The organism is Ruegeria atlantica (assembly GCF_013032505.1).
GTDB lineage: Bacteria > Pseudomonadota > Alphaproteobacteria > Rhodobacterales > Rhodobacteraceae > Ruegeria > Ruegeria atlantica_F.
This window is the reverse complement of sequence record NZ_WQCG01000001.1, coordinates 668,664-682,552: the sequence shown is the minus strand read 5'-3', so window position 1 is coordinate 682,552 and position 13,889 is coordinate 668,664. Positions and strand designations below refer to the sequence as shown.

Genomic DNA, 13,889 nt, shown 5'->3' with positions numbered 1-13,889 from the left:
AGGGTGGATCAATAAAGTATCAATACTAGACTAAAAGCGGTTTTCCGCCGCAGCGCGGCAATTCGTGCTGCATTCGCACAGTAGTTCACGTTACACTGATGCGGAATGCAGCCGTGGCTGGCGAATTTCTGTTCGTACGCCAGCCACACTGAAAGGAAGCTGAGACGTGCGACGCTCAGGACTTCATGACCGCTTGATCCGCCCGAATATTCGGGACGGGCAGGTCTTTTTACTCTTTTGCAGGCTGCATCGCTTTCAGAGGAGAACTAACGTATGAATCCAATTTCCCAACCGCTGGAGTTTCAGGCAGCAGCCATCCGAATGGCAGGCTATGCGGTTAGCAACCAGATGAAAATTATGCAGATTTTGACCCGTTCGGCGATGGAGTTGCCGTTTGTGTCGGTTAGTGCCCTGCACGTATCCGCATCGGCCCCGACACCGGTTGCACCAACGGCAAAACCTGCGCCCAAGGCAAAACCAGTCGCAAAGGCGAAGCCCAAAGCGGTCGCCAAACCCAAGCCTGTAGCTCGTAAGAAAGTTGCAGCAAAGCCCAAGGTCGAATCACCCAAAGCCACTGAGACTAAAACAGCGTCGGTGGCGGTCAAACCGGTCGAAGTTGCAGAAAAGCCCACAGTCAACCAAAAGCAGCCAGCGGCCAAACCAAAGCCTGCGGCTGCGCCTGCAGTCGCCAAGAAAACACCTGCGCCGCAGCCTGCAGCAGTTGCAAAGCCAAAACCTGCGGCTGCGAACACCGCTGTGCCCAAGGCCCCGGCCAAACCAACGGCCCTCAAGCCAGTCGCACCTGAACCGGCACCTGCCAAAGTCGAAGCGGAAAAAACTGAGGTGGCGCAGACAGCCCAGGCGCGTCGAACGCGCGCCCCGTCCAAACCGCCCGCGATGCCCACATCGGCAGGCAAAACGGACGGGTAAATCCCGACACCGGCTTGACACAGTCGTGTAGGCGCGCCAACGCTGCGCCTCATGACGGATATGCGCCCGGTTGGATATGTGATTGGCCTATTGGTCGCCATTCTTGGGGCGACCATGATGCTGCCTATGCTTGCGGACTTCATCGAAGGCCGGGGCGAGTGGCACGTTTTTCTTGAAAGCGCGGTCATCACAGTCCTCACTGGTGTCATTCTGGCGATGAGCTGCTCGAACGGCGTGGGTGAAGGTCTCACGATCCGTCAGACCTTTTTGCTGACCACGGGCGTCTGGGTCGCGCTGCCGTTTTTCGGGGCTATCCCATTTCTGCTTGGCGAGACCGAACTGCGCTTTGTCGATGCCTATTTCGAGGCGATGTCCGGCCTGACGACAACCGGATCGACTGTGATTTCGGGCCTTGATGACCTGCCGCAGGGTTTGCTGTTGTGGCGTGGTCTGCTGCAATGGTTGGGCGGTATCGGCATCATTGTCGTGGCCATGGTTTTCCTGCCAGAGCTTCGGGTCGGGGGCATGCAGATCTTCCGCTCGGAAGGATTTGAAACCATGGGTAAAATCTTGCCGCGCGCGCAGGAAATCGCGGGTCAGATTTCACTTATCTATGTCTTTCTGACCGTTGTTTGCGCACTGGTCTATGCCGGTCTTGGCATGGGCTTTTTTGATGCCGTGGTCCACGCGTTGACGACGATCTCAACGGGCGGGTTTTCGAATTATGACGCGTCTTTTGGTACCTTCTCGGGCCCGGCAGAATATGCGGCTGCTGTCTTCATGATCCTCGCTGCACTGCCGTTCGTGCGCTACGTCCAGTTCGCCAATGGCAATACTCGATCAATTTTCAGGGACAGCCAGATACGAACCTTTATGGCGACCATTCTTGTACTGGTGGTCATCATGGCCGTCTTTCTGACATCAGTGTTCCCGCATCATTGGGAACAGGCCGTACGTGAATCCCTGTTCAACATCACGTCGATCATTTCGGGCACCGGCTATGCCAGCGTTGATTACATGGCCTGGGGCAGTTTCCCGATCATGATGTTCTTTCTGATCGGCCTGATTGGCGGCTGCGCGGGCTCAACAGCCTGTTCCATCAAGATCTTCCGGTATCAACTGCTGTTTGCGTCGATCAAGACTCAGATCCGCCGTATCCGCTCACCCCACGGGGTGTTCACGCCGCAATACGATGGCCGTTCGATAGGCCCGGATGTTCTGACCTCGGTCATGAGTTTCTTCATGTTTTTCGTGGTTTCTCTGGGCGTTCTTGCCTGGGCGCTGGCGCTGACTGGATTGGATTTCATAACGGCCGTATCAGGAGCCGCGACCGCGCTGGCCAACGTCGGGCCAGGGCTGGGGGATAAGATCGGACCGGCGGGTAACTTTGCAGGGCTGAGCGACACAGCGAAGTGGCTGCTTTCGATCGGTATGCTTGTGGGTCGGCTTGAGCTTTTGGCCGTCTACGCTCTGTTCACTGTCCAGTTCTGGAGGAATTGATGAAAAGACCCCTTGGTGCGCAGATTTCGCATATGCTGCGGGATCGTGGAGTGGATGTGATCTTTGGTATTCCCGGCGTGCACAATCAGGAAATGTATCGTGGGATTGAAGAGGCTGGGATCACCCATGTGCTGGCCCGGCACGAGCAGGGTGCCGGGTTCATGGCCGACGGCTACGCTCGTGCGACCGGCAAGCCGGGTGTTGCTTATGTCATCACCGGACCTGGGCTGTGCAATATCATGACGCCGATGGGGCAGGCCTATACGGACTCAGTACCGATGCTCGTGATGTCCTCGTGTCTGGATGAAACGCAAGCCGTGCATGGTCAGCTACACCAGATGAAGGATCAACGCGCCGCAGCTGAAACCGTAACGGACTGGTCGCATCAGGCGAATACTGCTCAGGCCGCTTATGGTTTGGTCGAGCGGGCGTTTGAAGAGTTTGAACTCAGCCGTCCACGTCCAAAGCACATTCAGGTGCCGATTGCGCAGCTTGAGGCAGATGCCGATCCCGCGCCGTTTCCAAATCAGCCGGGGCTACGCACAAAAGTCCTGCCGCCCGACCTTGCGCCGGTGATGTCCATGCTGAACATCGCGAAGCGTCCGCTGTTTATTCTGGGTGGTGGCGCACGGTCGAACCTTTGGCGGCAAATCCTGACAGAGTTGGGCGCCGCGTGTTTCACCACTTATGCGGGGCGTGGAATGGCGGGTCTGGGCTATGCGTTGGACTTTGGCGCCACGCTGCCGCGACCGGGCAGCGCCGATGTCATCGCCTCGGCCGACCTTGTAGTCGTTGTGGGCGCAGAATTGGGCGAGGTGGACCTTTGGCGTAACAAGCTCGGCAATTCGGCCAATCTTGTGCGCATCGACTTGGACCCGAAAGTTCTGTCTGATCACCACCGCGCTGCGGTGAAGTTGCAGGCGGATGGTGAAGGATTTGCCCATGCGCTTTGGGCGGCAATCGACAATGTCAAACCGGCAACCGGCTGGACAACCGAGGAAGTAGCCAACGCCCGCACCCGTTGGCGGGCCGAAGTGGATGCCGAGCGACCGGGCATTGTTCCAGTGATGGATGCATTGCGCGAGGCTATGCCAGGCGACACCATGATCTATTCCGACATGACCCAGTTCGCTTATGTCGCCAAAGAGGTCTGGGATATGGCCTATCCTTACCATTGGCACCATCCGACCGGGTTCGGGACACTTGGTTACGCGCTGCCGGCCGGTATCGGCGGGGCCGTGGCGCGCCGAGGAAAACCAACAGCAGTGATCGCCGGTGATTACGGTTTTCACTATACGATGCAGGAACTTGGGGCGGCGGTTGAACTGGGCCTGTCTCTGCCAATTATCCTCTGGGATAATGGAAAGCTAAAAGAGATCGAGGAAAGTATGGTCCGGGGTCAGATCGCTCCGAATGCGGTCGTGGCGCGCAACCCGGATTTCTGCAAACTGGCCGAGGCCTTCGGTGCTTTGTCGTCCGCGCCCTCTAGTTTGGACGAGATGCAACAGGCAGTCCGGTCGGCTTTTGCGGCCCCGGTTCCGACATTGATCCGCGTCACTCCGGAAATCCTTTAGCCAACAAAAAAAGCGCCGCCCAATCGAGCGGCGCTTTGAACAATTTCGTGCGAACTCAGTCCCAGCAATGAACCAATACGGTCATCCCGGTTGCCCGACGGCTGAGTTCGTTCGGTGAGATCTGCGCCGTAGGCTGACCGGATTGACCGGATACCCCAGCCTTTGCCAGAACTTCGTTCAGGCTGCTCGCCGTGGCGGCTAGGCTGACCGAGGCGGGCAGGGTGCGGCCCTCGGTCGGGGTAGGCAACAGCATGCCAACAACCTGACCACTGCCGTCAAATACCGGCCCCCCCGCGTCGCCGGGTTGAGCTGCCAATGCGAGGCGTTTCACCCCGTCCTCACCGTTCAGGCCGCGCACATCTGCGATCTGACCATAAGTAAGCGTCGGTGCGCCCAATGCGCCCTGATACGAGAACCCGGACACCGCGACTTCGGATTGAATGCGCGGGGCATCGGCACTGAACTCTGCCACGTTAACTGGAACCAGATTACGGTTGGGGCGCAGAACCGCGACACCCAGATCGGCGTCCGACGAAGCAACCTCAAACTCTTGATCGCCGTCAAGCGTGATCCGTGTACAGCTGTCTGCGGCCTCGAACACAGTTAGGACCGTGCCACTGGCATCTGCGAAAAAGCCGGAACGCGACAGGCGCGGCGTTCGTACCTGCAGCCCGGACACGAGGTCAATTCGCTGCTCGGCGTTGGCACCCGCTGCTGAGTCCAGCACTGTGTCGGTTGCAGTAAAGCTGGCGCGCGTCGCAGCCAGAACTCTGGCAAGACGGTCGTCGTCACCTTCGGGCCAGACCAGAGTAAAGCCTTTGATCTGTCCGTCATCCAGCCGCGCTTCGCTGTGGGACACGATCCCATTGCCGCGTCCTTCCAGCGTAAAACTGTCGCCGCGCAGTTGCCGCAGGCCGTCCAGAGGAACGATTTCCAGCGACTGCATCACTTCGTAGAGGGCACGCAAGGTGGCCTTGTCGCCCTTCTGACTGATCAACAGGGCCTTGGCGTCCAAGTCGGTCGTGCCCGTGAAGTGAACAAACGGAGCCTCGTACCGGTCAAATGCGACGACACCAAGCGGCAGGTCCAGATCGATACCGGCTTGGGGATCAGAATATCGCTCCATCCCGACGCTTAGAAGGGGGGCGTTGAAATCGTCCATAAGAGCTTTGCGCTGTGCGGTTGTCAGAACGCCGGTTGCCTCAAAGCCATTGAACCGCTGCCAGTCGCCCATAGACCTGCGCGTGCCCTGGCCAAATGCCCCGTCAATCGTTGAATTGTAAAAACCCGCGGCCTGTAGGGCGGTTTGCAAGTCCATACGCTCTTGCGTGCTGAGAAGGCGCTCGCTTTGCAGCGCCTGCGAGCGTGTCTCGTCCGAGGCCTGCGGGGTCAAACCCACAACCGGCTGTTCAGGCTGCGGTTCAACTGGCGGCGCTACGACGCCCCGGTCCAGAATGTTCACACCAACCGGCCAGAATTGCTGACCTAGCGCGCTTGAAAACGCGATGTAGCTATCCGCGGGGATTTGCCCCTCGGCTCGGTATACGCTCAAGACCTGCTCAGCGTCGCTGCGCAAATATGGACCAATAACAATGGCATACCAGCCAGAGTTCAAGCGAAAACCGTTTACGTCCGGTAGGGTGCTGGCATAGGCCTGCGCACGTTCCTGCGCTTCGCGTAGTGAAGGCTGCGCCTCGACTTGCACCCAGACGCCTGCGTCCTGCTGTGCAAATACAGCGCGCGCGCCGATGAGAAAAAGAAACAAAATTGCCGTTAATATGCGAGTCATTGTCTGCCCGTGTCCGCAGTGTTTTATCTTTGCCGGACACTACGCGAATTCCTGCACCGAAAGCCATGCCCGGAATACGGGGAATTTCCAGTGTGGCGGCGCAGTGACAGCATAAGCCTTGCGGCCCGTTGACGCCCAACGGCCCCTTGCATAGGAAGGACAAAACCCAACGGAACCGGGCGCAGTGGCGTCCAAAGGGAATGTCATGACCGACCAGTCCAGCGCACCACGTTCTTTTCAAGAGATTATCTTGCGGCTTCAGACCTATTGGGCCTCGAAAGGCTGCGCCATTCTACAGCCATATGACATGGAGGTTGGGGCAGGTACGTTCCACCCGGCCACTACCTTGCGTGCTTTGGGCTCGAAAGCGTGGGCTGCGGCCTATGTGCAGCCGTCGCGCCGCCCCACGGATGGACGTTACGGTGAAAACCCCAACCGTTTGCAGCATTACTATCAATACCAGGTTCTGATCAAACCGAGCCCGCCGGATCTGCAGGAACTGTATCTGGGGTCGCTCGAGGCGATTGGCATCGACATGAACCTGCACGACATCCGATTTGTCGAGGATGACTGGGAAAGCCCAACCTTGGGTGCTTGGGGTTTGGGTTGGGAAGTCTGGTGTGACGGCATGGAAGTCAGCCAGTTCACCTATTTCCAGCAGGTCGGTGGCCATGATTGCGCACCGGTTTCGGGCGAGCTGACCTATGGTCTGGAGCGTCTGGCCATGTATGTGCTGGGCATCGATCACGTGATGGACATGCCCTTCAACGACCCGCAATCGCCAAGCCCGCTGACCTACGGCGAAATATTTAAGCAGACCGAAGAGGAATACGCCCGTTGGAACTTTGACGTGGCCAATACCGAGGTTCTGCTGCGTCACTTCGAAGAGGCCGAGGCCGAATGCGCGGCCATTCTCGCGCAGGACCATGACGACCCGAAGACCGGCAAACGCATCGTCATGGCACATCCGGCCTATGATCAGTGCATCAAGGCCAGCCATGTTTTTAATCTGCTGGATGCGCGCGGCGTTATTTCGGTGACGGAGCGTCAGGCCTATATTGGCCGCGTCCGGGCCTTGGCGAAACAATGTGCGGATGCGTTCCTGCTGACCGAGGCCGCCGGGTTCGAGGCCTGATGTGCCTCTCAGCTCAGCCCGGGCAGCAGGAAACTAAGGCCAGCTGCCTCGCTCAAATCATCGATGTTGACGCCGTACAGGTCCAGCGTTTGGTGTCCCGTAGCCGCAAAAGCGGTGCCGAGGATCAGGCAAAAGAGCGTCGTTTTTGTCGTGACGTAACGCTGATCGGCCGGGAAAAATCCGACCTTGACGCAAAGAAGTCTGGTGGGTTGGTGACCAGGTTCGCAATAGCAAAAAACGCGCCGAAGAAACCTCTGGCAAGGGTGCAGCCCGTCCCGAAAGTCTCGTTGAGACCTGTGATCAATTGGAATCTGTACTACTTACCGATCGTGAAAAAGGCATCGTGAGCAGAAGGAAAAGACGATGACAGGAAAAGTGCTTGCGATCATACTTCTGATCTCCGCAGCGGCGGCCGGGTTCGGGATGTATTACTTGCAGATCTACGGGTTTTATTATGACGTTGAACACAATCCCGGACAGGACGTCTTGTTAATGACAGAAGGGGCCGAGGCACCCGCACCGATTTCCTACAGCGCGTTTCGGGCTATCGACGCAGACAGCTCACCTATACGCTATCGTGCTTGTTTCGAAACCGATCTGACCCCAGCGCAGATTGAAGAAACCTATGTCGTGGTCAAGGATGCAGAGCCACTGACCGCGCCCGGGTGGTTCGATTGCTTTGACGCTGTGGCGGTCGCGGATGCGCTGAAATCAGGTGAGGCCAAGGCCTTTTTGGGGGCGAAGAATATCCACTTTGGCGTGGACCGTATTGTTGCCGTCACAAATGACGGCAAAGGCTATGTTTGGCACGCGCTGAACAATTGCGGGGAAAAGGCCTATGACGGCACTGTAATTGGCGAAGAATGCCCGGACCGGCCACAGAATTGAGGATGGGATGACTGCCGAGACCTTACAGATACCTGACTTTCTAACGGCCACGTTGGGGTTTGCGGTCTATCTGCTGGGGGCTGAGATCAACGCGCGTGTAAATGCGTTGCGCCAGTTCAACATTCCGGAACCTGTCACGGGTGGGTTGCTGGCCTCGCTGGTCGTGCTGGCGTTGTATCTGGTTTTTGATCTTGAGCTGTCCTTTGATCTGGCCACCCGGGACTTCCTTTTGGTGGTGTTCTTTGCTGGAATCGGGCTGAACGCGCGGATTTCCGATTTGATATCAGGTGGCAAGCCCTTGTTTTTGCTTTTGATCCTGACATTGGTGACGATCGTCGCGCAAAACGGTATCGGGGCGATTGGGGCGACGATATTCGGGTATCCGGCGCAGGCTGGGGTTTTGTTCGGCTCGGCATCTCTGATCGGCGGGCACGGAACTGCGATTGCTTGGGCTCCAGAAGTTGCCGAGGCTACCGGTCTGGACGGCGCAACCGAGCTAGGCGTTGCCGTTGCAACACTTGGGTTGGTGCTGGCTGCTTTGATTGGCGGACCGATTGCGCGGCTTTTGGTCGAAGGGCGCAACCTCAGCCCTGCACGCCCCGACGAGGATCACACAGTGGGGCTTCCCGCTGACGACGATGACGCGTCCAGCAAGATCGACCACCTGTCGATCATGCGGGTTCTGCTGTTCCTCAACCTGGCAATCATCGCGGGATACTCGCTGGGCGAGGTAATCAGCGCCGCCGGTTTGAAGCTGCCGCTTTTCGTGCCCTGCCTGATCATGGGCATCGTGATCGCCAACTTCCGCGCCTGGCTTGCGCCCAGCAGGCCACCGGTAGAACGCACGCCTTCGCTGGCGCTGATCTCTGAATTTTCGCTGGGCGCGTTTCTGGCGATGTCACTGATGAGCCTGCAGCTTTGGACCATCGCGGAACTCGGTCTTGCCATTGTGGTCATCATGTCCGCCCAGACGCTGTTCACGGCGGCCTTTGTGATCTGGGTTCTGTTTCCTGTCATGGGCTCCAACTACCGCGCTGCCGTTCTGGCAGCCGGGTTCGGAGGCTTTGCCTTGGGTGCAACCCCGACCGCCATCGCAAATATGACCGCTGTCACCAAACGATATGGCCCATCGCCTATTGCTTTTATCGTATTGCCCCTTGTATCCGCATTCTTTGTGGATATCGCTAATGCCATCGTCATTCAGACGATCGTAAATTTCTAAGGACCGAATATGCCCGACCTGCTGATCGAATTGTTTTCCGAGGAAATCCCCGCGCGCATGCAGACCCGCGCCGGTGAAGACCTGAAAAAGCGGATCACCGATGGTCTGGTCGAGGCCGGTTTGACCTACGCCTCTGCTGCTACTCTGACAACGCCGCGCCGCCTGACGCTGGCGGTCGAAGGGTTGCTTTCAGAAAGCCCCATGATCCGCGAGGAACGCAAGGGTCCGAAAGTTGGTGCTCCGGATAAAGCCATCGAAGGTTTCCTGCGGGGCGCAGGTCTGACCCGCGATCAACTTGAAGAGCGTGAAACACCCAAAGGCGCGGTTTATTTCGCCACCATCGAAAAGGCAGGACGCCCGGCAGCTGAAATCGTTGCAGAAGTGCTTGAGGCGACGATCCGTAACTTCCCCTGGCCGAAATCCATGCGCTGGGGCAGTGGCGGTCTGCGCTGGGTACGCCCGCTGCACTCAATCCTGTGCATCCTGACCGATGAGACCGGCGCGCAGGTCGTGCCGATGGAAGTCGATGGCATCAAGTCCGGCGATACCACCGAGGGTCACCGTTTCATGGCGCCGGGTCGGTTCGCCGTGTCGTCCTTTGAGGACTACGCCGCCAAGCTGAAACGCGCATTCGTTGTGCTTTCGCCTGCAGAACGCGCTGAGCATATTTGGAACGACGCTCAGAACCTTGCCTTTGCGGCGGGTCTGGAAGTGGTCGACGACAAGGGCCTGTTGGCCGAGGTTGCCGGCCTAGTCGAGTGGCCGGTCGTCCTGATGGGGCGGATCGACGACGAGTTCCTGGAGCTGCCACCCGAGGTGCTGCAGACTTCGATGAAGGAGCATCAGAAATTCTTCTCGGTCCGCAATCCCAAAACCAGCCGGATCGAACAGTTCATTACTGTTGCAAACCGCGAAACCACCGATAATGGCGCGACTATTCTGGCAGGCAACCAAAAGGTTCTGTCGGCGCGTCTGGCGGATGCCAAGTTCTTCTGGGAGAACGACCTGCGCGTGGCCAAATCGGATATCGCCCAATGGACCCGCGCGTTGGAGTATGTGACCTTCCATAACAAGCTGGGCACACAGGCCGAGCGGATCGACCGTATTGCGGCATTGGCCCGAGAATTGGCGGAAGTAACTGGCGCAGATGCAGATCAGGTTGAGACGGCCGCGCGACTGGCCAAAGCGGATCTGAGTTCCGAGATGGTCTATGAATTCCCCGAACTTCAGGGACTTATGGGGCGGTACTACATTGAGGCCGCAAGCGAAGATGCCGCCGTGGCCGCCGTTGCGCAGGAGCATTACTCGCCACTCGGCCCCTCGGACGACGTGCCGACTGCGCCGTTGTCGGTGACCGTGGCGCTGGCCGACAAGCTGGACACGCTGACCGGCTTCTGGGCGATTGACGAGAAGCCGACCGGATCGAAGGACCCGTTTGCTCTACGTCGTGCAGCGTTGGGCGCGACGCGGTTGATACTGGAAAACGATTTGCGTCTAAGCTTGGATCGGTTCTTTGATAGCCAATTGGTCCGGGCAGAAGGCGCCATCAATGACGCGTTGTCGAAATCAAATGTCGAGGACCTGCTAGAAGAAATCGCGGATCACGGCGTCTTCGGCGCAGCGTTCAAAGCGGTCAAAGACAATCTCGGCGAAAAGCCGACCGCTGAATTTCTTGGGTTGGAGAAGAAAGTCCCAGACGCGTCCGATGACCTGCTTTCTTTCTTCCACGACCGCCTCAAAACCTTCCTCCGCGATGAAGGCATCCGCCACGACATCATCGACGCCTGCATCGCGATGGACGGCAATGACGACCTGAACCTGCTGGTCAAACGCGCCCGCGCGCTGAACGCGGTGATCGCGACTGAGGACGGTGAAAACCTCGTGCAGGGGTTCAAACGCGCGAACAACATTCTGACCCAGGCCGAGGAAAAGGACGGGGTCGAGTACTCATATGGTGCGGATATCAAGTTTGCGGAAACCGATAGCGAAAAAGCCCTCTTCGGTGCACTTGAGGCCACGCAGGCCCAGATCGACCCGGCCTTGAAAGCCGAAGATTTCCCGAGCGCGATGTCGGCTATGGCAGGTTTGCGCGGTCCGGTCGATGCGTTTTTCGAGGATGTTCAGGTCAACACCGACAATGACATCCTGCGCCGTAACCGGTTGAACCTGCTGAGCCAGATCCGTCAGGTCTGCTCCAGTGTTGCTGATCTGAGCCGTATCGAAGGCTGATCCAGAACGCCCTTGCGCCATTGGTGCAGGGGCTTATGCTGCGTGCAAACCAAAAGGTGCCGCAGTGCAGAATAATCCGCATACCACACTTATCACGTCCGAAGCGCCCGTAGCCGCCAACACACATGGCGGGCGGGCAAAATGCTTGCAGCGTCTTGTTCGGCTAGACCTGCCAGTCCCACGGACGGTTGCGTTGTCCTTTGATGCGGTTCATCAGATATCGGACGGGCAGGTGCCAGATATCGTAGCCATTCTGGAGCAGTTCGATCAGACCGCGCTGCTTTGTGTCCGGCCCAGTTCCGAGGACCCTGATTGGGGCGGTCCCGGCGCCATTCTGAACATCGGCATGAATGATGCGCGCTATGTCGACCTGTCGGATTCGATGGGTGTCGAGGCCGCAGCCGCGCTGTATTTGCGGTTTGTCCAAAGCTATGCGGTGCACGTGGCGCGGCTGGACCCGGATGTATTTGACGAGATTGAAGCGGATGGCCGCGAAGGTCTGCAGGAGTCCCTGCGCGCATACGAGGACGAGACGGACGAAGCCTTTCCGCAAGATCGCGGCGAGCAGCTGATCGCCGTTCTGCGTTCGATGGCGCGAGCGTGGGAGGGCACCTCGGCCCGATTGTTGCGTCAGGCCAAGGGCGCCCCGGCAGATGCAGGCTTGGGGCTTGTGATCCAGGAGATGATCCCCGGCGTCGGGCAGGGCGAGTGCGGATCGGGCGTGTTGCAACTGATTGATCCGGCCACCGGATTGCCTCAGCTGACCGGTCGTTATCTGAGCCAGAGCCAGGGGCGGGATGCGCTGGGAGAGGGCGTCGCAGCGCTTTATCTGGAAAAGGACCCGCGCGGGGTGTCTTTGGAGGACGTCGCGCCCGAAGCTTTTGCCGCACTCAAGGCCCATGCGGCGCTGATGCGCGTCAAGCTGCGCGAGGAAATGCAGGTCGAATTCGTGATCGAAAACGGCCATGTTCACATTTTGGATGGCGTGCGGGTGCAACGCAGTGCCCGGGCCGCGATGCGCATCGCCGTGCGATTGGCTGAAGATGGCATCATCCCGCCGCAAGAGGCGGTGATGCGGGTCGATCCGCATTCGCTGAACGAGTTGCTGCACCGTCAGGTTCACCCGGATGCGGAACGGGATACGCTGACCACTGGCATTGCAGCCAGCCCGGGTGCTGCGACAGGCAAGATCGTGTTCACCTCGGCCGAGGCGCAAGCAAGTGCCGCGCGCGGGGAGCCGTGTATTTTGGTGCGGCGCGAGACCTCTCCGGAAGATGTGCGGGGCATGCACGCCGCTGTGGCTGTGCTGACCGAAAAGGGCGGCATGACCAGCCACGCGGCCGTGATTGGCCGAGGTTTGGGTCTGCCGTGTATCGTTGGCGCGTCCGAGATGCGGTTTCAGACCAAGAAAAAGCAGCTGACCGCACCGGATGGGCGTGTCTTCAAAACGGGCGACACGGTGACGATCGACGGCAGCTCGGGGCAGGTGCTGGCTGGACAGCCGACCATGCTTGAGGCCGCGCTTGACGACTGCTTCCAAACCCTTATGGGCTGGGCCGATGAGGAACGCGACATCGCAATTCGCGCCAATGCGGACACGCCCGCCGACGCGCAGACAGCGCGGAACTTCATGGCGCAGGGGATCGGACTCTGCCGGACGGAACATATGTTCTTTGATCCCGGCCGCCTGATCGTGATGCGCGAGATGATCTTTGCACAAACCTCATCCGGTCGCGCAGCGGTGTTGGAACGCCTGTTGCCGATGCAGCGCGACGACTTCGCCCAGCTTTTTCGGATTATGGAAGGTCAGCCGGTCTGTATTCGTCTGTTTGACCCACCGTTGCACGAATTTTTGCCCACCACGCGCACTGGGCAACGCGAACTCGCCGAAGCGCTGGACCTGCCGGTTTCTGACGTGGAGCGGCGGGTAGCGGAAATGACCGAGTACAACCCGATGCTGGGCCTGCGCGGTGTACGTCTGGGTGTGACGGTTCCCGAAATCTATGACATGCAGGCGCGCGCAATTTTTGAGGCCACGCTTGAGGCCAGCAAAGATGGCGCACCTGTCGTGCCCGAGGTGATGATTCCTCTGGTATCCGCCAAGCGCGAGGTCGAACTGGTCAAGGCGCGCATCGATTCGGTTGCAGCATCCGTTGCAGCAGAGCATGGGCAAGAGTTCGAATACCGGTTGGGCGTGATGGTCGAAACCCCGCGGGCCTGCTTGCGTGCGGATGAGATCGCTCCGCAGACATCGTTCCTGAGTTTTGGCACCAACGACCTGACCCAGATGACCTACGGCTTGTCTCGCGATGATGCGGGTCGGTTTATGTCGGCTTACGTGCGGCAAGGCGTGTTCGTAGAAGACCCGTTTCATGTGCTGGACGCAGACGGTGTCGGTGAGCTGCTTAAACTTGGGGCTGAGCGCGGTCGGCAAGCGCAGCCCGACGTGACCCTATCGGTTTGCGGCGAACATGGCGGTAACCCCGAATCAATCGCTATTTGCCGGGAATTGGGCTTTGACTATGTGTCCTGCTCACCCTTCCGGGTGCCCGTCGCTCGGCTGGCTGCCGCTCAACTTGCAATTTCGTCCAGACTTGGGGGTTGACAGAAGGCCAGCACTCA

At 58.8% G+C, this 13,889-nt stretch carries 9 protein-coding genes; 8 read left to right on the top strand and 1 reads right to left on the bottom strand.

Annotated features, from left to right (window positions below):
- Positions 1–273: 273 nt before the first annotated feature.
- From GOW92_RS03345 to GOW92_RS03335, 3 genes are read left to right on the top strand one after another with little or no spacing between them, the layout of a single operon-like run.
- Complete coding sequence (locus tag GOW92_RS03345; protein ID WP_170557977.1) at positions 274–930, top strand: hypothetical protein; 657 nt, start codon at positions 274–276, stop codon at positions 928–930.
- A gap of 51 nt (positions 931–981) precedes the next feature.
- The gene (locus GOW92_RS03340) at positions 982–2,430 is read left to right on the top strand and encodes a TrkH family potassium uptake protein (protein WP_170557975.1); all 1,449 of its coding nucleotides are present in this window, start codon (positions 982–984) and stop codon (positions 2,428–2,430) included.
- The gene (locus GOW92_RS03335) at positions 2,430–4,004 is read left to right on the top strand and encodes a thiamine pyrophosphate-binding protein (protein ID WP_170557973.1); all 1,575 of its coding nucleotides are present in this window, start codon (positions 2,430–2,432) and stop codon (positions 4,002–4,004) included. The genes GOW92_RS03340 and GOW92_RS03335 overlap by 1 nt, the downstream gene beginning before the upstream one ends.
- A gap of 55 nt (positions 4,005–4,059) precedes the next feature.
- Here the strand turns inward: GOW92_RS03335 and GOW92_RS03330 are convergent, their stop codons facing one another.
- Complete coding sequence (locus GOW92_RS03330) at positions 4,060–5,793, bottom strand: serine protease (protein ID WP_170557971.1); 1,734 nt, start codon at positions 5,791–5,793, stop codon at positions 4,060–4,062.
- A gap of 205 nt (positions 5,794–5,998) precedes the next feature.
- Between GOW92_RS03330 and GOW92_RS03325 the strand changes: the two genes are divergently transcribed.
- The 5 genes from GOW92_RS03325 to GOW92_RS03305 all read left to right on the top strand — a co-directional run bounded on the left by GOW92_RS03325 (position 5,999) and on the right by GOW92_RS03305 (position 13,872).
- The gene (locus GOW92_RS03325) at positions 5,999–6,928 is read left to right on the top strand and encodes a glycine--tRNA ligase subunit alpha (RefSeq protein ID WP_170557969.1); all 930 of its coding nucleotides are present in this window, start codon (positions 5,999–6,001) and stop codon (positions 6,926–6,928) included.
- Positions 6,929–7,291: 363 nt separating this feature from the next.
- Positions 7,292–7,816 carry a DUF6446 family protein gene (locus tag GOW92_RS03320; protein ID WP_170557967.1) on the top strand — a complete coding sequence of 175 codons (525 nt, stop codon included), beginning with the start codon at positions 7,292–7,294 and terminating at the stop codon, positions 7,814–7,816.
- Positions 7,817–7,823: 7 nt separating this feature from the next.
- Entirely contained in the window at positions 7,824–9,038 is a 1,215-nt protein-coding gene (gene gltS, locus GOW92_RS03315; RefSeq protein WP_170557965.1) for a sodium/glutamate symporter, read from the top strand.
- A 9-nt stretch (positions 9,039–9,047) separates the two neighbouring features.
- Positions 9,048–11,267 (top strand): glycine--tRNA ligase subunit beta, encoded by a 2,220-nt coding sequence (gene glyS, locus GOW92_RS03310; protein ID WP_170557963.1) that lies wholly within the window; start codon positions 9,048–9,050, stop codon positions 11,265–11,267.
- Between the two features lie 64 nt (positions 11,268–11,331).
- Complete coding sequence (locus GOW92_RS03305; RefSeq protein ID WP_170557961.1) at positions 11,332–13,872, top strand: putative PEP-binding protein; 2,541 nt, start codon at positions 11,332–11,334, stop codon at positions 13,870–13,872.
- Positions 13,873–13,889: the final 17 nt, after the last annotated feature.

What these genes read in the sequence shown, in the direction of transcription:
- GOW92_RS03345 (WP_170557977.1), top strand. Translation starts at nt 274, where the DNA reads ATGAATCCAATTTCCCAACCGCTGGAGTTTCAGGCAGCAGCCATCCGA.
- GOW92_RS03340 (WP_170557975.1), top strand. Translation starts at nt 982, where the DNA reads ATGACGGATATGCGCCCGGTTGGATATGTGATTGGCCTATTGGTCGCC.
- GOW92_RS03335 (WP_170557973.1), top strand. Translation starts at nt 2,430, where the DNA reads ATGAAAAGACCCCTTGGTGCGCAGATTTCGCATATGCTGCGGGATCGT.
- GOW92_RS03330 (WP_170557971.1), bottom strand. Translation starts at nt 5,793, where the DNA reads ATGACTCGCATATTAACGGCAATTTTGTTTCTTTTTCTCATCGGCGCG.
- GOW92_RS03325 (WP_170557969.1), top strand. Translation starts at nt 5,999, where the DNA reads ATGACCGACCAGTCCAGCGCACCACGTTCTTTTCAAGAGATTATCTTG.
- GOW92_RS03320 (WP_170557967.1), top strand. Translation starts at nt 7,292, where the DNA reads ATGACAGGAAAAGTGCTTGCGATCATACTTCTGATCTCCGCAGCGGCG.
- gltS (WP_170557965.1), top strand. Translation starts at nt 7,824, where the DNA reads ATGACTGCCGAGACCTTACAGATACCTGACTTTCTAACGGCCACGTTG.
- glyS (WP_170557963.1), top strand. Translation starts at nt 9,048, where the DNA reads ATGCCCGACCTGCTGATCGAATTGTTTTCCGAGGAAATCCCCGCGCGC.